The 22,877-nt window shown below is 72.3% G+C and carries 20 protein-coding genes; 11 read left to right on the plus strand and 9 right to left on the minus strand.

Annotated elements, in window-relative coordinates:
• Nucleotides 1–63 precede the first annotated feature (63 nt).
• From sigM to PSD17_RS02975, 5 genes are all read left to right on the plus strand, one after another.
• Complete coding sequence (sigM, locus tag PSD17_RS02955; protein ID WP_013678646.1) at nt 64–612, plus strand: RNA polymerase sigma factor SigM; 549 nt, start codon at nt 64–66, stop codon at nt 610–612.
• 1,331 nt (nt 613–1,943) lie between these two features.
• Nucleotides 1,944–2,315 carry a hypothetical protein gene (locus PSD17_RS02960; protein WP_339121369.1) on the plus strand — a complete coding sequence of 124 codons (372 nt, stop codon included), beginning with the start codon at nt 1,944–1,946 and terminating at the stop codon, nt 2,313–2,315.
• A gap of 115 nt (nt 2,316–2,430) precedes the next feature.
• Nucleotides 2,431–3,429, plus strand: a complete 999-nt coding sequence (gene trxB / locus PSD17_RS02965) for a thioredoxin-disulfide reductase (RefSeq protein ID WP_103383152.1) — start codon at nt 2,431–2,433, stop codon at nt 3,427–3,429.
• Nucleotides 3,430–3,537: 108 nt separating this feature from the next.
• Nucleotides 3,538–3,867, plus strand: a complete 330-nt coding sequence (gene trxA / locus PSD17_RS02970; RefSeq protein ID WP_013678649.1) for a thioredoxin — start codon at nt 3,538–3,540, stop codon at nt 3,865–3,867.
• 216 nt (nt 3,868–4,083) lie between these two features.
• Nucleotides 4,084–5,250 (plus strand): N-acetylmuramoyl-L-alanine amidase, encoded by a 1,167-nt coding sequence (locus PSD17_RS02975; protein ID WP_013678650.1) that lies wholly within the window; start codon nt 4,084–4,086, stop codon nt 5,248–5,250.
• Between the two features lie 49 nt (nt 5,251–5,299).
• Here the strand turns inward: PSD17_RS02975 and PSD17_RS02980 are convergent, their stop codons facing one another.
• Nucleotides 5,300–5,944, minus strand: coding sequence for a GNAT family N-acetyltransferase (locus tag PSD17_RS02980; protein WP_013678651.1), 645 nt, complete (start codon nt 5,942–5,944; stop codon nt 5,300–5,302).
• Nucleotides 5,945–5,973: 29 nt separating this feature from the next.
• On the opposite strand from PSD17_RS02980, the gene PSD17_RS02985 reads away from it, so the two are divergent.
• Both PSD17_RS02985 and PSD17_RS02990 read left to right on the plus strand, forming a co-directional pair.
• The gene (locus tag PSD17_RS02985) at nt 5,974–7,479 is read left to right on the plus strand and encodes an aminotransferase-like domain-containing protein (RefSeq protein WP_339121374.1); all 1,506 of its coding nucleotides are present in this window, start codon (nt 5,974–5,976) and stop codon (nt 7,477–7,479) included.
• Nucleotides 7,480–7,531: 52 nt separating this feature from the next.
• A complete protein-coding gene (locus tag PSD17_RS02990; RefSeq protein WP_339121376.1) occupies nt 7,532–8,479 on the plus strand; it encodes a D-alanine--D-alanine ligase family protein in 948 nt (315 codons plus the stop codon).
• Nucleotides 8,480–11,248: 2,769 nt separating this feature from the next.
• Here the strand turns inward: PSD17_RS02990 and PSD17_RS02995 are convergent.
• The 8 genes from PSD17_RS02995 to rpmH all read right to left on the minus strand — a co-directional run bounded on the left by PSD17_RS02995 (nt 11,249) and on the right by rpmH (nt 16,473).
• Nucleotides 11,249–12,211, minus strand: coding sequence for a ParB/RepB/Spo0J family partition protein (locus PSD17_RS02995; RefSeq protein WP_013678655.1), 963 nt, complete (start codon nt 12,209–12,211; stop codon nt 11,249–11,251).
• Between the two features lie 3 nt (nt 12,212–12,214).
• The gene (locus tag PSD17_RS03000) at nt 12,215–13,075 is read right to left on the minus strand and encodes a ParA family protein (RefSeq protein ID WP_013678656.1); all 861 of its coding nucleotides are present in this window, start codon (nt 13,073–13,075) and stop codon (nt 12,215–12,217) included.
• Between the two features lie 92 nt (nt 13,076–13,167).
• Nucleotides 13,168–13,866 carry a 16S rRNA (guanine(527)-N(7))-methyltransferase RsmG gene (rsmG, locus tag PSD17_RS03005; protein ID WP_041760213.1) on the minus strand — a complete coding sequence of 233 codons (699 nt, stop codon included), beginning with the start codon at nt 13,864–13,866 and terminating at the stop codon, nt 13,168–13,170.
• Nucleotides 13,856–14,380: a Jag family protein gene (locus tag PSD17_RS03010; protein ID WP_013678658.1), complete on the minus strand. Its 525-nt coding sequence runs from the start codon at nt 14,378–14,380 to the stop codon at nt 13,856–13,858. Before PSD17_RS03010 ends, rsmG begins: the two co-directional genes overlap by 11 nt.
• 103 nt (nt 14,381–14,483) lie before the next feature.
• Nucleotides 14,484–15,581, minus strand: coding sequence for a membrane protein insertase YidC (yidC, locus tag PSD17_RS03015; protein WP_013678659.1), 1,098 nt, complete (start codon nt 15,579–15,581; stop codon nt 14,484–14,486).
• Entirely contained in the window at nt 15,575–15,961 is a 387-nt protein-coding gene (gene yidD / locus PSD17_RS03020; RefSeq protein ID WP_013678660.1) for a membrane protein insertion efficiency factor YidD, read from the minus strand. The genes yidC and yidD overlap by 7 nt, the downstream gene beginning before the upstream one ends.
• Nucleotides 15,958–16,317 carry a ribonuclease P protein component gene (gene rnpA, locus PSD17_RS03025; protein WP_013678661.1) on the minus strand — a complete coding sequence of 120 codons (360 nt, stop codon included), beginning with the start codon at nt 16,315–16,317 and terminating at the stop codon, nt 15,958–15,960. The genes yidD and rnpA overlap by 4 nt, the downstream gene beginning before the upstream one ends.
• A gap of 12 nt (nt 16,318–16,329) precedes the next feature.
• Complete coding sequence (rpmH, locus tag PSD17_RS03030) at nt 16,330–16,473, minus strand: 50S ribosomal protein L34 (protein ID WP_013678662.1); 144 nt, start codon at nt 16,471–16,473, stop codon at nt 16,330–16,332.
• A 552-nt stretch (nt 16,474–17,025) separates the two neighbouring features.
• Here rpmH and dnaA point away from each other — a divergent pair.
• From dnaA to PSD17_RS03050, 4 genes are all read left to right on the plus strand, one after another.
• Nucleotides 17,026–18,693 (plus strand): chromosomal replication initiator protein DnaA, encoded by a 1,668-nt coding sequence (gene dnaA / locus PSD17_RS03035; RefSeq protein WP_013672228.1) that lies wholly within the window; start codon nt 17,026–17,028, stop codon nt 18,691–18,693.
• 983 nt (nt 18,694–19,676) lie between these two features.
• The gene (gene dnaN, locus PSD17_RS03040; RefSeq protein ID WP_013672229.1) at nt 19,677–20,807 is read left to right on the plus strand and encodes a DNA polymerase III subunit beta; all 1,131 of its coding nucleotides are present in this window, start codon (nt 19,677–19,679) and stop codon (nt 20,805–20,807) included.
• Nucleotides 20,808–20,931: 124 nt separating this feature from the next.
• Nucleotides 20,932–22,074 carry a DNA replication/repair protein RecF gene (recF, locus tag PSD17_RS03045; RefSeq protein ID WP_339121385.1) on the plus strand — a complete coding sequence of 381 codons (1,143 nt, stop codon included), beginning with the start codon at nt 20,932–20,934 and terminating at the stop codon, nt 22,072–22,074.
• Nucleotides 22,075–22,216: 142 nt separating this feature from the next.
• On the plus strand, nt 22,217–22,813 hold the full coding sequence (locus PSD17_RS03050; RefSeq protein WP_013672231.1) for a DciA family protein: 597 nt from the start codon (nt 22,217–22,219) through the stop codon (nt 22,811–22,813).
• Nucleotides 22,814–22,877 lie beyond the last annotated feature (64 nt).

Raw genomic sequence — 22,877 nt, forward strand, 5'->3', positions numbered from 1 at the left:
GCGCCTGCGAACACCTCGGCCGAACCCGCTCGACGGCGGGCTCCGCCGACCTAGCGTGCCCGCGTGTCCGCCCCCGCCCTCGACGACGTGGCCCTCGTCGCGGCACACCGCGCGGGGGACCCGCAGGCCTTCGACGAGCTGGTGCGCCGCCACGGCGACCGGCTGTGGGCGGTCGCGTTGGGGGTGCTGCGGGATCGGGAGGAAGCCCGTGACGCGGTGCAGGAATCCCTGCTCACAGCTTTTCGTCGGCTTGACGGTTTTCGCGGCGAGGCCGCACTGAGCACCTGGTTGCACCGGATCCTCGTCAACGTCTGCCTCGACCGGCTCCGGCGCGCGCAACGGCGGCGGACCGTCCCCCTGCCCGAGCACGACGTCCCCGACGGACGCCCCGATCCCGGCCGCGCCGTCGCCACCCGCCTCGACGTGACCCAGGCGCTCGCGACGTTGCCCGTCGACCAACGGCTCGCGATCGAGCTCGTCGACGTGCTGGGCCACCCGGTCGCCGAGGCGGCGCGGATCCTCGACGTGCCCACGGGCACCGTGAAGAGCCGTTGCGCGCGGGGCCGGCTGCGGCTCGCGACCCTGCTCGGCCACCTGCGCGAGGAGTCCTGATGACCTGGTCCGCGCACCTGCGCCTCGCCGAGCTCGACGCCGGATCGTGCTGCGACGGCGACTGCTCCTGCGACCTGCTCGCGGCTGCCGGTACCGACCCGGACGCCGCACGGGTCCTCTCCGCCCTCTCCGCGGTGCGGTCCGAGCTCGGCGCCGTCGTCCGCGACCCGATGCCGGACGACGTCCGCACCGGCATCCTCGACGCCGTTGCCGCGCTGCGAGCCGAGGGCGCGGAACCGTACCCGGCGCCGGCCGATGTCCTGCGGCACTCCGGACGTACACCCGCGGCGCTACGGGCCCCCGGCACCCACCCGGTGGTTCCCGGATCGGCACAGCCCGCGGTGTACGAGCCTGCGGGGTCCGACCCGACGACGCTCCAGCCCGCAGCGTCCACGCCCGCAGCGCCCCAACCCGCGGTGTCCACCCCGGCAACGCCCCAACCCGCAGCGTCCACGCCCGCAGCGCCCCAACCCGCAGCGTCCACCCCGGCAACGCCCCAACCCGCAGCGTCCACCCCCGCAGCGCCCCAACCCGCAGCGTCCACCCCCGCAGCGCCCCAACCCGACGGTTCGCAGCCCGCCGCGGCCCAGCCCGCCGCGTCCCAGCTCGCGGTGTCCCAACCCGGTGTGCCCGAGCCCACCGAGTCGCAGCCCACCGAGTCGCAGCCCACCGAGTCGCAGCCCACCGAGTCGCAGCCCGCGGCCAGGCCCGGACCCGCGGTCCCCAACCCGACACCCGCGGGCCCCACGGCCCGCAACCCGGCAGCGGCCCAACCCGTCGGGCCCCAACCCATCGGGCCCCAACCCGCCGGGCCCCAACCCGCCGCGCCCGCGCCTGCCGCGCCCCCGCCCGTCGTGTCGCAACCTGTCGTGTCGCCAGCCGGGGTGCCCGGGCCCGTCGCGTCCGACTCGGCAGCGCCCCGACCCGGGCTGTCCGACCCGGCGCCAACCCGACCCGCGGTGTCCGACCCAGCAGCGCCCCCACCCGCTCTCTCCCCGTCGGCGGCCTCCCAGCCCGTGGAGGGCCCTTCCGGACGCCCAGTACGCGCGACGACGCGTCCGGGGACGGTGCGGGATCGCGGCGGCCCGGCTCCGTCCGCCCCCGGGAACACACCTCCTGCCGACGGCAGGCCGGACACTCCGGTCGCGCATCGCGACCCGCGGCCGGGACCCGGCTCGACGATCACGACCGGGGCAGCCGCGCCGCGCATGCCGGGCTCGACACGAGCGGCGCGGTTCCTCGGCGGCCGGGGGCGACGTCGTCGGGAAGCCCCCGACCGACCCGGAGGACGCCCGTCGCACCGCGTCCGGGCCGGGACGGGGGTCGCCGCGGTGGTGCTGGCCGTCGTCGGAGGAGTGCTGTGGTGGTCGCCGAGCGGGACGCCGCGGGATCCGGACACGCTCCGGGCGGCCGCGGCGCCCTCGGCCGTACCCGAGGGACCGTTGTCCGACCCCGCACGGCAGGCTGCATGCCTGGCCGCGGTGGGCGTCGCGACGCCCCCGGTGCGCGCACCCTCGGCGTCCACCGCGAGCACGCCACCGGCACCCGCGCTCGCGACGCGCCGGGTGCTGGTCGACGGGGCTCCCGGGGTCCTGCTGGTCCTGCCGACCGGGGAGCTCGGCCGGTTCCGGCTGCTCGTCGTCGATCCGGAGTGCGGTTCCGGCGGCGGGCACGTGCTGGCCGACCGGGTCGTCGCGCGGTGACCACCCCGACGTGACCGGGGCCTCCACGGGGAATGACCACTTCTAGACTCGCGTTGACTCAACCGGATGGCGGGCCGACCGGCTCGCCCCGACGTACGGGGAAGGGACTGCTGCGGTGAGCACCGACGACGTCCGGGAACTGATCATCATCGGGTCGGGCCCGGCCGGCTACACGGCTGCCGTCTACGCCGCGCGCGCCCAGCTCGCGCCGCTCGTGTTCGAGGGGTCCCAGTTCGGCGGCGCCCTCATGACGACGACCGAGGTGGAGAACTACCCGGGCTTCACCGACGGGATCATGGGCCCGGAGCTCATGGAGCAGATGCGCAACCAGGCCAAGCGTTTCGGCGCGGAGCTGCGCTCCGAGGACGTCGACTCCGTCGACCTCACCGGCCCCGTCAAGAGCGTCACCGCTCACGGCGAGACCTACCGGGCCCGCGCCGTCATCCTCGCGATGGGTGCCGCTGCGCGCTACCTGGGCGTCCCCGGCGAGCAGGAGCTCCTCGGCCGCGGCGTCTCGGCCTGTGCCACGTGTGACGGGTTCTTCTTCCGCGAGCAGGACATCGCCGTCATCGGCGGCGGCGACTCCGCGATGGAGGAGGCCACCTTCCTCACCCGATTCGCCCGCTCGGTGACGATCGTGCACCGCCGGGAGGAGTTCCGGGCCTCGCGCATCATGCTCGAGCGCGCCCAGAACGACCCGAAGATCAAGTGGCGCACCAACGCCGAGGTCGTCCGCGTCGACGGCGACGGGTCGGTGGCGCACCTGCGCCTGCGCGACACCGTGACCGGCGAGGAGTCGACGCTCGACGTGACGGGGATGTTCGTCGCGATCGGACACGACCCGCGCAGCGAGCTGGTCCGTGATGTCCTCGACGTGGACGACGACGGGTACGTGAGGGTCGACTCCCCGTCGACGCGCACCGCCGTCGAGGGTGTCTTCGCATGTGGTGACCTCGTCGACCACACCTACCGGCAGGCGATCACGGCGGCGGGCTCGGGCTGTTCCGCGGCGATCGACGCCGAGCGCTGGCTCGCCGAGGCGCCGATCCCGGCCGAGCTGGCGGGCGGCGGCTACGGCACCGCGGCTCCCGAGGCAGCGGCTGCCGCGCACTGACGCGGCACTGACGCGGCACTGACGCGGCACTGACGCGGCACTGACGCGGGCGCCGCTCCCGACCGACAGACCACCTCCGTCGACCATCTCGTGAAGGGCAGAAACACGATGGGCAACAACACCGTGGACGTCACCGACGCCTCGTTCGAGGCGGACGTCCTGAAGAGCGACAAGACGGTCCTCGTGGACTTCTGGGCCACCTGGTGCGGTCCGTGCAAGATGGTCGCCCCGGTTCTCGACGAGATCGCCGGCGAGCACTCCGACAAGCTGACGGTCGCGAAGCTCGACATCGACGTCAACTCGAAGACCGCCGCGGCCTATCAGGTCATGTCGATCCCGACCATGATCCTCTTCAAGGACGGCAAGCCGGTGAAGACGATCGTCGGCGCCCGGCCCAAGGCCGCGCTGCTGTCCGATCTGGCCGATTACATCGGCTGAGGTTCGCGCCACTGTCGACCGAGTCCGGCCGGCCCGCATCGGTGGGCCGGCCGGACTCGTGCGTTGCGCCAGGTGGACGATGGTTGCCCCCACAGGTCACGAGTGGGACACGCCCGTTCACGCCCCGCTGTCCCTCGGTAGGGGTACCGCAGGGCACAATGGGCGCCGTCCGCACGCCGCCGGCGGCGGGGTCTGACGACGATCGAGCGAGGGTGCATGCAGCTGCTCCGCCGCGGAGACAGTGGTCCGGCGGTCGCCGAGATCCGGGGGATGCTGGCCCGCTACGGGCTTCCCGCCGGGCAGCAGGCGCCCCCCGGCGGTCCCGCGGAGCAGCTGTTCGACGAGCACGTCGAGCAGGCGGTACGCGCCTTCCAGCAGCGCCGCGGCCTCATCACCGACGGTGTCGTGGGGCCCGCCACCTACCGCGCGCTGCGCGAGGCCGGCTGGAAGCTCGGCGACCGCATGCTCGCACTCCTCATCTCCGCCCCGATGAGTGGCGACGATGTCGTCACGTTGCAGGAGCGTCTCCTCGAGCTGGGGTACGACGTCGGACGTCCCGGCGGTGTCTTCGACGACCAGACCGAGCGCGGCCTCAAGGGCTTCCAGCGCGACTACGGGCTCGTGCCCGACGGCGTGTGCGGGCCGCAGACGTTGCGCGCCCTGCGCCAGCTGGGCCGCAAGGTCACCGGCGGACGTCCGGGGCTGCTGCGTGAGCAGGAGCTGCTGCGCAGGGCCGGCCCTCGGATGCGCGGCAAACGCATCGTCGTCGACCCGGGTCACGGCGGGCCGGACACCGGTGTCGTCGTCAGCGGGGTCAACGAGGCCGACCTGATGTGGGACCTGGCCCGGCGGCTGGTGGGCCGGATGGCGGCGACGGGCATGGAGGCGATGCTCACGCGTCGCGAGGACACCTGCCCACCCGAGGCGGAGCGGGCCGCGTTCGCCAACAGCGCCAACGCCGATCTCGTGCTCTCCCTGCACACGGACGCGAACCGCAGCATGCACGCCCAGGGGCTCGCGACCTTCCATTTCGGCAGCGGGTCCGGGCCGACGTCGACCGTGGGGGAGGCCCTTGCCGGGCTGATCCAGCGCGAGCTGCTGAGCCGGACGTCGATGCTCGACTGCGGCAGCCAGGGACGGACGTGGGAGCTGCTGCGCCTCACGCGGATGCCGACGGTGCGCGTCGAGGTCGGCTACCTGTCCAACCTGGGCGACCGGCGCAAGCTCCTGCGGCCCGAGTTCCGCGACGTCGTCGCCGAGGGCATCCTCGTCGCGGTGAAGCGGCTCTACCTGTTGGGCCAGGACGACCAGCCGACCGGCACGTTCACCTTCTCCGACGTGCTGGCCCGCGAGATCGGCCGCAACGAGGCCAAGGCGATCTGAGCCGCCCAGGCGGCAGGCCGGCAGCGGGCCCGTCGGCGGTGCCCGGTGTCTAGCGCGCCGGGACGATCTGCTCGACCGGCGGCGCGGACTGCAGCGGGATCGTGACGCTGCCGAGGATCTGCTCGAGGGCGGCCTCGACGTCCTCCTTCCACTCCATCGCCGCGCGCAGCTCCATACGCAGCCGCGGCCACCGCGGGTGGGGACGGATCGTCTTGAAGCCGACGCCCCGCAGGAACTCCGCAGGGATGACGCAGCTCGGCTCGGTGCCGGGCCGGGCGTCGCCGAACACCTCGACGGCCTTGACCCCGCGCCGCGTCAGGTCCTTGACGACGGCCTGCGCCAACATCCGGCCGAGACCCTCGCCCGCGAACTCGGGTAGCACCTGCATGGTCGTGAGCAGGACGGCGTCGGCGCTGACCGGGCCCGTGGGCATCTCGGCCGCGCGGGGGACCGCCGACGGCGGCGCGTACATCACGTAGCCCGCGGGCGCGCCCTTGACGTGGACGATCTTGCCGCAGCTGCCCCATTCGAGCAGGACGCCGGACACCCAGGCCTCCTTCTCGAACTCCGTCGAGCCGAAGTCACGGGCCTGCTTGCCCAGGTGATCCGAGAGCTCCCAGAAGACGCACGTACGGCAGCGCTTGGGAAGCTCGTGCAGATTGTCCAGAGTGATGCTGGCGACGTGCCAGGACAAGTCAACCTCCGGCAGCAGGAGACGAGCGCATGGTGTGCGTCCGGACAGGCCGGGCGCTCCCGAGCTTAGATCGATCCAGTCGGTATCGACAGGGAATGTGCTGCGACCGGACCCCCAGCCTCGCCGAAGGGCAGGGCGTTCCCCCGTCCTGGTTACACTCGGCCGGTCCGATCGTGTTCCGACCCGCCTCCGGGAGGACCCAGGTGCTCGTCCCGTCCGCCGTTCCTGATCCGCGCGACCTCGGGACCGCCGCAGCAGCGGCAGCACCGACCGGTCGTTTCGCGGCACGGACCGCGGGCATGACGGCATCGGAGATCCGGGCCCTGTTCGCGGTCGCGAGCCGGCCGGAGGTCGTCTCGCTCGCCGGCGGGATGCCCAACCTCGCCGCGCTCCCGTTGGACGCCTTGGCCTCCGAGGTCGGCGAGCTCGTCGCGGCCGAGGGACAGACCGCGCTGCAGTACGGCTCGGCGCAGGGCACTCCCGCGCTGCGCGAGCAGATCTGCGAGGTCATGCGCCTCGAGGGCATCAACGCCGACCCGTCCGACGTCGTCGTCACCGTCGGTTCCCAGATGGCGCTCGACCTGATCACCCGGATCTACTGCGACCCGGGCGACGTGGTGCTGGCCGAGGGCCCGTCGTACGTGGGTGCGCTCGGCTCGTTCGCGGCCTACCAGGCGCGCGTCGTCCACATCGAGATGGACGCGCACGGACTCGTGCCCTCGCTCCTGCGGAGTGCGCTCGAATCCCTTGCGCGGCAAGGGATCACACCCAAGTTCCTGTACACGATCCCGAACTTCCACAACCCTGCGGGCGTCACGCTCGCCGTGGAGCGGCGCCCGGAGATCCTGGAGATCTGCGCCTCGTACGGGGTCGCCGTCGTCGAGGACAACCCCTACGGGCTGCTCGGTTTCTCCGGGACGATCTACCCGGCGCTGCGGTCGCTGGACCGCAACGTGGTGTACCTCGGGTCGTTCTCGAAGACCTTCGCCTCGGGTCTGCGGGTCGGCTGGGCGCTCGTGCCGCCGGCGGTGCGGGACCGGCTGGTCCTCGCCGCGGAGTCCGCCACCCTGTGCCCCCCGACGTTCAACCAGATGATCGTCAGCCGCTACCTGCAGACGCAGGACTGGCAGAGCCAGATCAAGACGTTCACCGAGGCCTACCGGGAGCGGCGCGACGCCATGCTCTCCGCCCTCGAGACGTACCTGCCCCCGGGCTGCAGTTGGAACGTGCCCGACGGCGGGTTCTACGTCTGGCTCACCGTGCCCGAGGGGGTGGACACGAAGGCGATGCTCCCGCGCGCCGTCACCGCCCGGGTTGCGTACGCGTCCGGGACCGGCTTCTACGCCGACGGCTACGGCAGCCGCCAGCTCCGGCTCTCGTTCTGCTACCCGACGCCCGAGCGCATCACCGAGGGTGTCCGGCGGCTGGCGGGCGTGCTGACCGCCGAGCTCGACGTCATGAGAACCTTCGGCGTACCGACCCGGGCCGCGAGCCTGAAGCCGGGACCGGGTGCACCGTCGCCCGACACCGCCTGAGGTTGTTTCACGTGAAACGTCGGCGCTCGCGCCCGACGATCGAGGAGCTGTCGTGACGGACCGGATCGTTGCCGTACTGGCCGGCGGGCTCTCGCACGAACGAGAAGTCTCGCTGCGGTCCGGCCGTCGCGTCGCGGGCTCACTGCGTGCCGCGGGGGCGACGGTCTTCGAATGGGACGTCGACTCCTCCCTCGTCGAGCGTCTGCGCGTCGAGCGGCCCGACGCGGTCGTCATCGCACTGCACGGCGGGGAAGGGGAGAACGGCGCGATCCAGGCGGTCCTCGAACTGCTCGGCGTCCCGTTCGTCGGTTCTCGCGCCCCCGCGTGCCGACGCGTCTGGGACAAGCCGACTGCCAAGTCGGAGCTCCGCCGCGCCGGCCTCGACACTCCCGACTGGGTCGCGCTGCCACACGCCACCTTCCGCGAGCTCGGAGCACGCAGCGTGCTCGACGCGATGGTCGACAAGCTCGGGCTGCCGCTCATGCTCAAGCCCGACCAGGGCGGCTCCGCACTCGGGGCACAGGTCGTCACGACGGTGGAAGACCTGCCCTCGGTGATGGTCAGCTGCCTGGCCTACAGCGACACCGTCCTCGCCGAGCGATTCATCGACGGCACCGAGGTCGCCGTCGCGGTCGTCGAGACCGACGGGGAGCCTCAGGTGCTCCCGCCGGTCGAGGTCGAGCCGCTGGGCGGTGTCTACGACTACACCGCTCGCTACACGCCGGGCAGCACCGACTTCCACTGCCCTGCGCGGCTGGCTCCCGACGTCCTCGCCCGGGTTCAGGACGCAGCCCTGGCCGCGCACCGCCTCCTCGGGCTCCGCGACCTGTCCCGCATGGATGCCGTCGTCGACGCCGACGGGAACGTCCAGATCCTCGAGCTGAACGTGTCGCCCGGCCTGACCGACACCTCGCTCCTCCCGATCGCAGCCGCCGCGGCCGACCTCGATCTCGGCGACCTCTTCGCCGCCCTGGTCGACGTCGCCGTCGCCCGCGCCTGATCCCGCGTACTCGGCAAACCCGGCGGGCCTGCGTCCGGGCAAAGCCGGCTGTGGGGGAGAAGGGGTCGCACGAACTGTCGACGCTACGACCGCGCGGCCCGCGGGACTACCGTGGCGAACGAGACCGTCGGGGCCATCTGTGCCTGGCGGCGGGTGCAGATCCATGCGGAGTCGGGGCGCTGCGCCACTCGACCGACGCCGACCTGCACGACGTCCGTCCGGACGTCGTGCTTCCCCCTCGCCGACGACCGGGTCGTCGACGGGTCCGCTGCGCGTGCGGAGATTTCCGCGGTCGCGGGCGGACCACGAGGACGACAGGGCCGCCCCCGCGCCCGTCCCGTGCCAGTCCGCTCTTGGCCGCCGCCGGCGGGTACGGACGCGCCGAGGCCGTCGCGGACCGGAGCCGGCCGATCGCGGCGGCGCTCGGCACCCTGGTCGAGGTCGCCGTCGCTCGCTCTTGGTCCCACGTGGCCGAGGCACCTGCTCAGCTTCCGGATCGCTTGTAGGCACCCGCGGCGCGGTCGTCATCCGCAGCGGCTCGGGGGACGTGTTCGACGAGTGCCCCCGACGGTCGGCTTGACGACGAGGTCGGTCGCAGCGAACCGTCGACGAACGCGGCACTGCGGCTGGCGCATGCAGGTCCGAGGAGGCGATGACGACGTGCGGACCTAGCGCGCTGGGGGACCCGAGGCGAAAGAGCGACTGAGCCGCCTCCGAGGCCAGGAACGCCACGTTTGTGTTTCACGTGAAACGCAGACCGACGTCAACGTTCCTGGCCCCAGAATGCCCCTCCTCACGACGGGGCCCGCGGCGATGCGGCCTTTGCGCGCCGGGGGGCCCGAGACGAAACGAGCGACTGAGCTGCGTCCGAGGCCAGGAGCGCCACGCCTCTGTTTCACGTGAAACGCGGCGGACCGACATCGACGTTGCTGGCCCCACAATGCCCCGCCTCAGGGTGCAGTGCGCTCTGCGCCGGCTGCCGGCACGGCGCGCGGCGGCAGGACCGCCTATCCGCACCGGGCTCCGCGACCGAGAAGCGCGGCTCCGTGTCTGCCGCCGTCGCTCGACCGTCTGCCGGGCGACGCCGTCGACAACGGCCACGGCGTTCGCCCCCAGCCGTCGAGTGCCGAGACCCACCACAGTGACGCGCCGATGCTCGTCCACCCGAACCAGGCGACGCGGTCTGGAAGTGCGGCGAGCGCCTTCTCACGGAGGCGACCGGCTGCGGTGTTTCACGTGAAACGGCGCGGCGTCGAGCAGCGGGTGCCCATTTCGCCACTGACACCGACGAGACCGCCTCGCGGGCCGGCCGCACGATGCCCATCTCCACGGCACGGCGACGACAAGCCGCGCCTGCAGCGAGCGCGTCGAGAGGGAAGGACGTCGGGAGTTCGAACTCCGAAACTCGTCCTCGTCGGCTACGTCGCCCCGCGAGAACACAAGTCTCTGCTCCTGCAGTCGAGTATCCCGTGCCGGCCGGCCTCACTGGTGAGTTCCGCCATCCTCGCCTCGTGCCCACGCTTCACGGCCGACCGGACATCACGTCGAGAAGCCACCCACCAACAGGCACCCCGTGTTTCACGTGAAACCGAGGCCGCCTCACACGCGGTTCGGCGGGCACTACCGAATCGGCGATGGGCTGGCCGGTCTCAACACGCCAGACCCGTCCGCAGCCAACAACGACGACCTCGGCCTCCGATCTGCTGTAGCCGTACTCCACGAAACGCGCTGCGCCAGGCTTCTCGAGTGCAGGAACGGCACTTTCCCGCAGCCCAGTTGCGGGAAGGTGCCGTTCCTGCAAAAGGGTGTCAGCGTGGCGGACCCCGGCGGAGCGCCGTCGGGGACGGCGAGGCCGCGCCTGAAGCGAGCGCGTCAAGAGGCACCGCTCCACGCTCCCCGCCCCGACCCGCCGCCGGGAATGCACCTCGAGGAGAGCGCGGCGACGTCGTCGGCAGCGGCCGTCGCCGCCCGCTGTCCAGGTCAGCATCGGCCCCGTGGTGGAGCCGGCAGGGGGCACCCGACCCATGCGCTGCCCCGGGTCACACCCCCAGGAACGGCGGACGGGAGCAGCGCGTCGCGCTGTCACCACTCCGGTCTCCACCCCGGACGCTGAGGCCCGTCCGGCGACCCGGTCGACTGCTGGGCAGGCACAGGCGTCGATCCCGCATCAGCTGCCGAACAACCCGGTCGTGTGGCCGCACGGTCGAGAGAGCCGCCCTTCGGCGGGCACAGGCGGCGATCACAGGCGAAGTCTCCGGTGGGCTGGTCCGCCTCGGTGGCGCGCCGTACCTCGACTGCACCGGTCATGTGGACCGGAAGCTCTTGAGCCGGCCGGACCCGACGATGGACGAGATCGCCGCCAACTCCACCGAGCGTCGGACCTCCTCTCGGCTGCGGCGCGGCGAGGCCACGTTCGCCAACGGCCCCACGGTCCGTCCGGTGGGCCGCCCGCACGGACCGGCCGGGCGCCATCTCGCTGGAGGGCGTCTTCACTCCCGCTCCTCGACCGCGGCGAGGACAGGGGCCGTAGTCCCGGCCGAGGTCGATCAGATAGACGGACGTTTGATCGACCTGCCCCGCGGCATACCGATTCGCCGAAGAGCCCACACACGGGTGGAACGTGGCCGTTGCTCGCCTCAGGCTCCGGCGCCGAGGCGCCTATCTGTTCGGTACCGCACAGACCATCTCGATCCCCGTGATAATCCGACAGTACGACGGCGATCTTCCGGAGTCCTGGGATGGCCCTTCGCCGACCCGGATCCGGTCACGTCAGCGCGCGTCGCCGGGGTTCATGAGATCGGCGATGCGCTCGAGATCCTCGACCGAGCCGAACTCGACGACGATGCGGCCCTTCCGCTGTCCCAGCTCGACACGGACCCGGGTGTCGAAGCGATCGGCCAGACGCTCGGCGAGACGCTCGGCGCCGGGCGCGTGGATCGTCTTTCGCTTCTTCCGCACGGGCGCGGGCGTCTCGTTGCGAGCGAGGACGACCGCCTCCTCGGTCGCGCGCACCGACATGCCCTCGGCGACGATCCGTGCGGCGAGCTCTTCCTGACGATCGGGGTCGTCGAGCCCGAGGAGCGCGCGGGCGTGCCCGGCGGTCAGGACACCGGCAGCGACGCGACGCTGGACGGCGACGGGCAGCCGCAACAGCCGGATCATGTTGGTGACGACGGGCCGGCTACGGCCGATCCGGTCGGCCAGCTCGCTGTGCGTCACGCCGAACTCGGCGAGCAGCTGCTCGTAGGCGGCGGCCTCCTCGAGTGGGTTGAGCTGCACGCGGTGGATGTTCTCCAGCAGCGCGTCGCGCAGAAGCGCATCGTCGGCCGTGGAACGCACGATCGCAGGGATGCGGTCGAGTCCGGCCCGCTGGGAGGCGCGCCAGCGCCGCTCGCCCATGATGAGCTGGAACCGGCCGGGCCCGGTCTCCCGCACGACGACCGGCTGCAGCAGCCCGAACTCGCGGATCGAGTGCTCGAGCTCGGCGAGGGCCTCGTCGTCGAACGCGGTCCGTGGCTGCTTGGGGTTGGGCTCGATGGCATCGACGTCGACCTCGCGGTACGTCGCGCCGGCGACGGGCATCGGCTCGTCGACCGGGGGCGCCGGGGGACGGGAGCTCCACGAGGTCGGCACGTTCGCCGCGGTCGGCGTCCCAGGCTCGGCCGGGGCCGGGGGGCCGGTCGGGATCAGCGCGGCGAGCCCACGCCCCAGTCCACCCTTGCGCTCGGCCATCGTCTACCGCCCGTTCGTCTCTGCGCCTGCCGTGCCGCCCGGACCCATCTGCGCACCCCGCAACGCGATCTCGCGTGCCGCGTCGACGTAGGACATCGAGCCGCGCGAGCCGGGGTCGTAGGCGAGGACGGTCTGGCTGTAGCCCGGCGCCTCGGAGACCTTCACGCTGCGGGGGATGACGGTCCGCAGCGCGACGTTGCCGAAGTGCTGGCGGACCTCCGACGTGACCTGGTCGGCGAGCTTCGTGCGCCCGTCGTACATCGTCAGCAGGATCGTCGAGACGTGCAGTCGCGGGTTGAGGTGCGACCGGACGAGGTCGATGTTGCTGAGCAGCTGCCCGAGGCCCTCCAGCGCGTAGTACTCACACTGGATCGGGATGAGCACCTCCTCCGCGGCCACCAGCGCGTTGACGGTCAGCAACCCCAGGGACGGCGGGCAGTCGATGAACACGTAGTCGACGCGCAGCTCGTCGAGCACCTCCGGGCTCAGCGCCTGCTTGAGCCGCTGCTCCCGCGCCACCATGCTGACGAGTTCGATCTCCGCGCCGGCCAGGTCGATCGTCGCCGGTACGCACAGCAGATCCGGCGACGCGGTGCTCGGGGCCGCCGCTTCCAGGAGGGAGATCTCCCCGAGCAGCGCCTCGTAGACCGAGGGCGTCCCCGCACGGTGCTCGACCCCGAGCGCCGTGCTCGCGTTGCCCTGCGGGTCGAGATCGACGACGAGCACGCGGACGCCGTGCAGCGCAAGGGCTGCGGCGAGGTTCACCGTGCTCGTCGTCTTGCCGACGCCGCCCTTCTGGTTCGCGACGGTCAGCACCCGGCGGTGTGCGGGTCGGGGCATCGAGTACCGGTCCGGGTGACGCATGCGTGCCGCGCGCTCGGCCTCCTCGGCGATCGGGGTCCAGTTCGGACTCGGCGCCGGACCGCCCGATGTTCTACGTGAAACGTCGGCCTCGGTCACGATCGCTGCTCCCTCCTCCGGCTCGAACGAGCCGCCCGCTGCCGGTCGACCCGTTCGACGAGCACGACCGTGCTCGGCACCTCGACGAGCCCTGCGCCGCAGGTCACGACGCGCGGCTCACCACCACCGGCCTTGCGGACGGCGACCACGTCGCGAGCGACCTCGCGTTCGGCCGAGGCGCCCTTGACGGCCACCAGCCTGCCACCTGTGCGCAGCAGCGGTAACGCCCATCCGGCGAGTCGGGCGAGCGGGGCCACGGCGCGGGCGGTCACCACGTCAGCACCTCCCCATCGCCGGCGGACGTCCGTCTCCTCGGCCCGTCCACGTTCCACCTCGATCGGCAGGCCCAGGTCGTCGAGGACCTCGTTGAGCCAGTCGACCCGCCTCGCGAGCGGCTCGACCAGGACGATCCGCAGGTCGGGCCGCGCCAGTGCCAACGGTATCCCGGGCAGGCCCGCTCCCGAACCCAGGTCGACCAGTCGGGACCCTTCCGGGATGGTTTCGTTCACGACCGCACAGTTGAGGATGTGCCGGTCCCACAGCCGACCCGTCTCACGCGGACCGATGAGGCCGCGATCGACGCCCGACGTCGCCAGGTGCTCCGCATAGCGAACCGCCGCCGGCAGCCGTTCGCCGAAGATCTCGGCGGCCACCGACGGCGGGGACGCGACGGGGGAAGCGGACTCAGCCTCCACTGCGGAAGATGACGACCTGACGGCGGGGCTCCTCGCCCTCGCTCTCGCTGTTGACGCCCTTGATCCGGGAGACGGCGTCGTGGACGACCTTGCGCTCGAACGGGGTCATGGGCCGCAGCTTGGCGGGCTGCCCGGAGTCGAGGACCTCCTTGGCGGTCCGGGTGCCCAGCTCCGTCAACTCGTCGCGACGCCCTTGGCGCCATTGCGCGATGTCGAGCATGAGCCGGCTGCGGTTGCCGGAGGCCTGCTGCACAGCGAGCCGGGTGAGCTCCTGCAACGACTCGAGGACCGCGCCCCGGTCGCCGACGAGCTTGTCCAGGTCCTCGCCGCCGTCGATGCTGACGATGGCGCGGCCGGCCTCGACGTCGAGGTCGATGTCGCCGTCGTAGTCGAGCAGGTCGAGCAGGCGCTCGAGATAGTCGCCCGCGATGTCGCCCTCGCGGATCAGCTGTTCCTCGGCCGACGCGGGCTTCGGGGCGGTGTCGGCAGAACCGTCCTCGGCGGTCTTCGGCACGGTGGGTCTCCCTTCCTGACGTCCGGGCGGCCCGGGACCGCAGCGGGGGAGCTGCGGCCGGACCTCCGGCGCCGGACCCCGACGGGCCCGGCCGTGGCTTCGGTCAGCGGCGCTTTCGGCCCTTGCGGGCCGCGGAGGGCCGTGAGCCTCCGCCTGTGGTGCGGCCGTTGCGCGCGTTGGGCGAGCCGTTGTTGGCCCCGCGCTGCTGGCCCGACGCCGACGGCTTCACCGGCTTCGCGCCCGGCTTCTTGGCCGGGGGAGCATCGGCGGGCGCCGCATCGGCGGAGTCCTTGGTGAGGTTCACCTCGTCCGAGCCGGCCTCGTCCTCGTCGGCGGCCTTCGACCCGTTGCGGACCGGCTTCTGGCCCGGCTTGGGCGCCAGGGCCTGCCGCGTGGCCGTGGCCTTGTCCTTCTTCGCGGCTTCCTCGGCGTCGATCTTCTTGTAGACGATGCGCTGCTGGGCGAGCGTCCAGAGGTTGTTCGACACCCAGTAGAAGAGAATGGCCAACGGCAGGAACGGCGCACCGACGACGACGCCGATGGGAAAGACGTACAGCATCAGCTTGTTCATGATCGCCGACTGCGGGTTCGCCGCCTGCACCTCGGTCTGGCGGGCCACCGAGTGCCGGGCGGTGATGTGCGTGAACACACCCGCCATGATCATCAGCGGGATCATGACGACGAGCATCTGCCCGACCGTCGTGCCGAGGCTCTCCAGGCTGGGTGCGCCCTGCAGCGGGACGATCGAGGCGCCGAGCTTGGCACCGAACAGGTCCGCGTCGACGAAGGACCGGACGTCCTCGGCGTTGAAGATGTAGTTCTCGGTCTTGCCCGGCTTGAACTCACGCAGGACGTGGAACAGGCCGATGAAGACCGGGACCTGGATCAGGACGGGGAGGCAGCCGCCGACAGGGTTGACACCCTGCTCGCTCTGCAGGCGCTGCATCTCCTGCGTCATCTTCTGCTTGTCGTTCGCGTACTTCTTCCGGAGCTTCTGGATCTCCGGCTGGAACTCCTGCATCTTGCGCATCGACCGCACCTGGCCGACGAACGGCTTGTACAGGATCGCGCGCAGCGTGAAGACCAGGAAGACGACCGCCAGCGCCCACGCCACCCCGCTCGTCGGCGAGAACACGAAGCCGAAAGCCTTGTGCCAGAACCACAGGATGGCCGAGACCGGGTAGTAGATGAAGTTCAGCACCGGACTTGCTCCTCGTGGTTCTCACCGTCGTCGGCGCCGTGACGGGCGTCCGCGTCCTCGGCCGGGCGTCGGTCGTCGTCGTGGCGTGGGGGCCGGCGCGGTGGCACCGGGTCCAGTCCGCCAGGGTGCCACGGTCCGCAGCGGAGAAGCCGACGAACCGTCAGAAAACTCCCACGCATCACACCGTGGACCTGCAACGCCTCCACCGCGTAGGCACTGCACGTGGGATGGAAGCGGCACACCGGGGGGAAGGCCGGCGAGATCCACTTCTGGTAGAAGCGCAGGACTGCGATCAGTGCGCGAGCGATCGGCGACGGCCGCGCGTCGGGAACCGTCGCGTCGTCCGGCGTCTCGTCCGGAGAGTGGCTGTGCTCGCTCACCGGCGGGCCGCCGGTTCGGCCAGCCGACGGACCGCGGTGCGCAGGGCGCCGTCGAGATCGGCCGCCAGCTCCGCCGACGACGCGGTCGCCGATGCGGGCAGGGCCCGGACAACGAGCCGTGCGCCGGCGGGCAGCGCGCCGAGCCGCGGGGCCACGACATGGCGAAGCCGCCGGCTCACCCGGTGGCGGACCACCGCGTTGCCGACGGCCTTGCTGACGACGAAACCGGCGCGGGGCGCGTCGGAACCCGACACGTCGAGGTGGACGACCAGCCGCGAGCGACCGCTACGACGGCCGTGCCGCATCGTCGTCGTGAACTCGTCCCGACGGGTGAGCCGGGCCCCGGCCGGCAACACTCCGCAGCCTGATCAGGCCGAGAGCTTGTCGCGCCCCTTGCTGCGGCGCGCAGCGAGGATGGCGCGACCGGCGCGAGTGCGCATACGCAGCCGGAAACCGTGCTTGCGCGCCCGACGGCGGTTGTTCGGCTGGAAGGTGCGCTTGCCCTTGCTCACTTGTCGGCTCTCCTGCTCGACGTCGCCGGAGTCCCGGGCCGTCGTGTCGCTATGGACGTCTGATCGGGTGGTGCGGTCGTGCTGGTTCGCTGGTGGGCCGCCGAGCGGACTGATCCGCCCCGCAGCCTCGCGACCGTGCGACGGCACGCAGAACGTGCCGATCCTCGGACGCGGTTCCGTCAAGCGTACGCAGCGGCCGAAGAGGGGGTCAAACCGCCCCCGACGGCCCGTCGCGAGGACGCGCGCAAGCCGACACGCCGGGCCGACCGGGTAGGTCCCGCGGCCACCTTGTGGCGGCGGCCCGGAGATTGTTACTTTCCCCCTTCACAGTTCGATCCGGGGGGATCGGGAACACCCGCTCCGACACACCGACGTGGGCCCGCCAGGCGCCCACCGATGGCCCCTGCGTACCGTCTTACGCACATGTGTGGATAACTCTGGGGATCGACTGCGGGGATCCACGGGTCCCGGAGTGCGACATCCGGCGACGACCGTCGCGCCCATGCATGGAGAGGCCGGCACGGGCAGGAACTGCAGAGGGGGCGGGGACCGGTGACCGACCAACCAGGGGATCTGGGAGCGGTCTGGAACCGGGTCATCGGCGATCTCTCGGGGTCCTCCGGCGACGGGGACACGCCGCCGCTCTCCGCTCAGCAGCGGGCGTTCCTCCGGCTGACGCGACCGCTCGGGCTCCTCGACGGCACCGCGCTGCTCGCCGCGCCGAGCGAGTTCGCGAAGGACGCGATCGAGCGAATCCTCCGCAAGCCGATCAGCGACGCCCTCGGTCGCCATCTCGGCGTCCAGGTCAACCTCGCCGTCGTCGTCGACGCGTCCGCCGCGTCCGGGGGCACCGAGGTTCCCGACCCGCCCGATCCCCGCGCCGCTGCGCGGGTCGCTCCCGCCGAGCGGTCCGCCGGCCCGTCGGGCCTCGCCGCGTCGGTCGACGTGGTCGGCGATGCGGAGCCGCTGTCCGCCAACGGCTCACACTCGGATCTCGGATCGCTGGGCGAGGCCGCGCCGATCGACGACAGTGCCGGCCGGTTCCGGTCCGGACCCGCTGCCGCCCAGGCGGATCTCCTTCCGCCGCCGGCCTCCGGGATTCCGGGGCCCGACTCGCGCCCCGGCCAGGACGGCTGGCCCACCTATTCCGCGCCGGCGCCGGATGCCCCGCCTGCCGCGCGCTCGCGCTCGATGCTCAACGAGAAGTACACCTTCGACACCTTCGTCATCGGGGCGTCGAACAGGTTCAGCCACGCCGCGGCGGTCGCCGTGGCGGAGGCACCCGCCCGCGCCTACAACCCCTTGTTCATCTGGGGCGAGTCCGGACTGGGCAAGACGCACCTGCTGCATGCCGTCGGGCACTACGCACAGCGGCTCTTCCCGGGCATGCGGGTGCGCTACGTCAGCACCGAGGAGTTCACCAACGACTTCATCAACAGCCTGCGCGACGACCGGAAGGTGGCGTTCCAACGTCGCTACCGCGACGTCGACGTGCTGCTGGTGGACGACGTGCAGTTCTTGGAGGGCAAGGAAGGCACCCAGGAGGAGTTCTTCCACACCTTCAACACCCTCCACAACTCCAACAAGCAGATCGTCGTCTCCTCCGACCGGCCGCCGAAGCGCCTCGAGACCCTCGAGGACCGCATGCGCACCCGGTTCGAGTGGGGCCTGATTACCGACATCCAGCCGCCGGAGCTGGAGACGCGCATCGCCATTCTGCGCAAGAAGGCCGCGCAGGACCGCCTCGCCGTCCCCGGCGACGTCCTCGAGTTCATCGCGGCCCGCATCGAGCGCAACATCCGCGAGCTCGAGGGCGCGCTGATCCGGGTGACGGCGTTCGCGTCGCTCAACCGGCAGCCCGTCGACACCCAGCTCGCCGAGATCGTGTTGCGCGACCTCATCCCCGACTCCGCGGCGTCGGAGATCACCGCGCCGACGATCATGGCCGTCACGGCCGAGTTCTTCGACGTGACGATGGACGAGCTGTGCGGTCCCGGGAAGACCAAGGCGCTCGCGCAGGCCCGGCAGATCGCGATGTACCTGTGTCGCGAGCTGACCGATCTGTCCTTGCCGCGCATCGGCCAGACCTTCGGCGGCCGCGACCACACGACCGTCATGCACGCGGACAAGAAGATCCGCAACGAGATCTCGCTGCGGCGCAAGACGTTCGAACAGGTTCAGGAGCTCACCGCCCGTATCAAGCAGCGCGCCCGGCACTGACCGCGTCCGGAGCACGGAGCTCCGTCGAGGAGCCGTGGTGCCGCACCGGGATGCGCCCCGGACTCGCGCGGCGCACCTCTTCTCCTGGCGCGCCGCCGTCACGAGACGCGTCCTCCATGACGGCGGACGCACGAGCGCGCGCGGGGCGAGCCGGCGCGTGGACCGTGGGGACGTGGACCGTGGGGACGCCGCCCAGGGGCCGACCGGGTGCACGTCACACCTTCCGGTGGTACCGACCGCCGATGCGTGTCGCTCGCCGATGAACCGTTCGGCGTCAGCTAGGTCACGTTCGGCGCAGGCGAAGATCGCGCAGGGGTGGCGGCCGCATCCTCCGCCGTCACGCTCCGTTGACAGTGGTGTGCCGCGCGGGACAAGAGTGGGTTTCGCGCCACTCCCCGCCCCCGCCGCGACCGCGCCGACCGGTCGCGCTGCGTCGGCGCATGGCCTGCTTTTCACCCACATCTGGGGACAACTCTGTGGATTGACGCCCGGGGGGCGGTGGATCGTTGCCGTCGGATCCGTGGACAACCCGCTCGCGGGGCGGGGACGGATCCGGGACAGCGGGGGCGGATCCGGGGTTGTCCACGGCCGGCCGGATCCGTTCACCGGCCGTCCCCGGACGCCGTCCCCACGACGCCGCGCCGTCGGACCTGCGACGACGCGCTCCATCCACACCATCCACAGGCCCTACTCCTACTGCTGGATCTCTCTTCTTCGAAGAACACGAAGAGAAGAGGTGGGTGGACAACCGCGACGCGGTCGCCTCCACGGAGCGCCACCGGGGGACGCACGGCCCGGCGTGACACCCGGGCCGATGAGGCTCTACGGTGGTCCGACCGTCCTGGTCGTCCCCGGCTCTCGTCCGCGCTTCGGTTCTGCTCCGACCGCGAACAGCTCGGAAGGTCCGGTCGGTGCCTGCACGTCCCCGGGTGCCCCGCCATCCGGTCGCAGTCTCGTGACCGTCGGTGAAAGGTCCTCACGTCATGAAGTTCCGGGTCGAACGCGACGTCCTGGCCGATGCCGCGGCCTGGGTGGCCCGCAGCCTGCCTGCGCGGCCGCCGGTCCCGGTCCTGGGCGGCGTCCTGATCGAGGGTGGCGGCGACCCCGGCGCGGAGACGCTCACGGTGTCGGGCTTCGACTACGAGACGTCGGCCCGGGTCGAGCTCGACGCGACGGTCGGCGACCCGGGCCAGGTGCTCGTCTCCGGCCGCCTGCTCGCCGACATCACCCGCGCGCTGCCGTCGAAGCCGGTCGACCTGGTGGTGGACGGGTCCCGCGCGACGATCAACTGCGGCAACAGCCGGTTCAGCCTCCCGACCATGCCGGTCGAGGACTACCCGCAGCTGCCGGCGATGCCGCAGCGGGCGGGCTCGGTCGCGGCCGATGTGTTGGCCTCGGCCGTCGCGCAGGTCGCCGTCGCGGCCGGCCGCGACGACACGCTGCCGATGCTCACCGGCGTGCGACTGGAGATCGAGGGCTCGCGGCTCACGCTCGCGGCGACCGACCGCTTCCGGCTCGCCGTCCGCGAACTCGACTGGGAGCCGGAGGACCCCTCGGCGTCGACCGCCGTGCTGATCCCGGCCCGGACGCTCGCCGACGTCGCCAAGGCGCTCTCCGGCTCCGGCACCGTGGAGATCGCGCTGTCGGCCGGGGACGGCATGCTCGGGATGACCGGCAGCGGCCGGCGGGCGACCACTCGGCTGCTCGACGCGGAGTTCCCGCGCTTCCGCCAGCTGATCCCGGCCGAGAGCACCACGAACGCCGAGATCGAGGTGGCCACGCTCGTCGAGGCGATCAAGCGCGTCGCGCTGGTGGCCGACCGGGTCGCCCAGATCCGGCTCGAGTTCGGCGAGGACGGCCTGCGGCTGGCGGCGGGCGGCGACGACGTCGGAAGCGCCGAGGAGGAGATTCCCTGTGCGCTGCAAGGGGAGCCGCTGACCATCGCGTTCAACCCGTCCTACCTGCTCGACGCGCTCGGCGCGCTGCACACCGAGCGCGTGCAGCTCTCCTTCACCACGCCGAACCGGCCGGCGCTGGCGCGTCCCGTCGTGGCGGACGACGCCGCGAACCCCGGGTACCTGCACCTGCTGATGCCGGTGCGGCTGCCCGGCTGAGGCCGGCGCCGACCGCCGACGGCGCCCGAGGACGTCCTGCGCGACGGCGGCGCCGCGGCACCGTCGTACCCCGCAGCTAGCCTGAAGAGGTTCCGCCGCAGCGATCGACAGGAGTCCGGCCGCCGTGCACCTGCGCCGTCTCGCGGTCACCGACTTCCGTTCCTGGGAGCAGGCCGACCTCGACCTCGACCCGGGCGTGACGGTCCTCGTCGGCTCGAACGGCGAGGGGAAGACGAACCTCGTCGAGGCAGTCGGCTACATCGCGACGCTGGGCTCGCACCGCGTCGCCACCGACGCCCCGCTGATCCGGCGCGGGGCGTCCCGGGCGGTGGTGCGCGGCGTCGTCGTCAACCAGCGGCGCGAGCTGGCTGTCGAGCTGGAGATCACGGCGGGCAAGGCGAACCGAGCGCGGGTCAACCGCTCGCCGGTGCCGCGCACGCGCGACGTGCTGGGCATCCTGCGCACCGTCCTGTTCGCCCCCGAGGACCTCGCACTGGTGCGGGGTGACCCGGGGGAGCGCCGCCGGTTCCTCGACGACCTGCTCGTCGCCCGCTATCCGCGCTACGCCGGCGTGCGGGCCGACTACGAGCGGGTCCTGCGGCAGCGCTCGGCGCTGCTGAAGACTGCCCGCGCGGGCGGCGATCTGCGCACGCTCGACGTCTGGGACGGGCACCTGGCGCGGCACGGCTCGGAGCTGCTCGCGGGCCGGCTGGACCTCGTCGCGGGGCTCGCCCCGCCGGCCACGGCTGCGTTCGCCGACGTCGCGCCGAGCTCGGATCCCGCTGCGCTGCAGTACCGCTCGAGCCTCGAGGGCGAACTGCCGGCCGACGCCGCGGCGCTCGAGGAGCTGCTGCTCGAGGCGCTCGGTCGCGTCCGCAGACAGGAGGTCGACCGGGGGGTGTGCCTGGTCGGCCCGCATCGTGACGACCTGGAGATCCGGCTCGGCGACGGTCCGGCCAAGGGATATGCCAGCCACGGCGAGTCGTGGGCGCTGGCGCTCGCGCTGCGGCTCGGGTCCTACCGGCTGCTGCAGGCCGACGACGTCGAGCCCGTCCTGATCCTCGACGACGTGTTCGCCGAGCTCGACACGCGGCGCCGGCGTGCGCTCGCCGCCGTTGCGCTGCAGGCGGAACAGGTGCTGGTCACCGCGGCGGTCGCCGAGGACGTCCCGGCGGAGCTCGGGGGCGCGCGGATCACGATGAGCGGTGGTACGGCGGTGCGCACGGCAGGGTCGCCCGCGGTCGATCATCCGGTGACGGCGACATGACCTGCGCGGGAACAGTCGATGCCGGAGGACACCGCCGATCACCGGACCTGTGGACAACGCTGTGGATACTGTGGATAACTCGCGGAGATCTGGTGACAGTCGTCGGATTCGGCCGTCTGTCGATGCGAAGGGACCGCCGATCGTGAGTGACGACGGCCACTCTGTCCCCAGCCCTGGGGATGACGGCGACGGTGCCGCTCGTCGCGACGCAGGAGCCGAGGACGGTCTGCGCGGCCCGGATCTCGCCCGCGAGGCGCTGCGCGCCGCGCGCGAGGCCTCGGCTCAGCGCGCGGCCGAGCGCGCCGGCAAGGACGACCCGCGGCGGCGCCGGGGCGCGGGCCGGCGCGGCAGCCGGCGTCGCTGGTCCGGCCCCGGACCCGACGAGCGCGACCCGCAGCCGTTCGGCCGGCTCGTCGCACGGGTCTCGATGGACCGCGGCTGGTCGCCGCGGCTGACCGACGCGACGGTCCTCGGACGTTGGCCGCAGCTCGTCGGGCCCGACATCGCCGACCACTGCACGCCGGTGTCGTTGCGCGACGGCGAGCTCACGCTGCAGGCCGAGTCGACCGCCTGGGCCACCCAGCTGCGGACGCTGCAGCGCCAGCTGCTCGCCCGGCTCGCCGTGGCGGTCGGCAACGACGTCGTGCGCCGGATCCGCGTCGTCGGACCGTCGGGGCCGAGCTGGCGGCACGGCCCACGCCACGTTCGCGGCCGGGGTCCGCGCGACACGTACGGCTGACCGGCCGTTCCGCCCGCGTAGGGAGGAACCGGGCATCCTCGTCGGGCAGCCGTCGTTGAGAGGG

Source organism: Pseudonocardia sp. D17, from assembly GCF_036984265.1.
GTDB classification, from domain to species: domain Bacteria; phylum Actinomycetota; class Actinomycetes; order Mycobacteriales; family Pseudonocardiaceae; genus Pseudonocardia; species Pseudonocardia benzenivorans.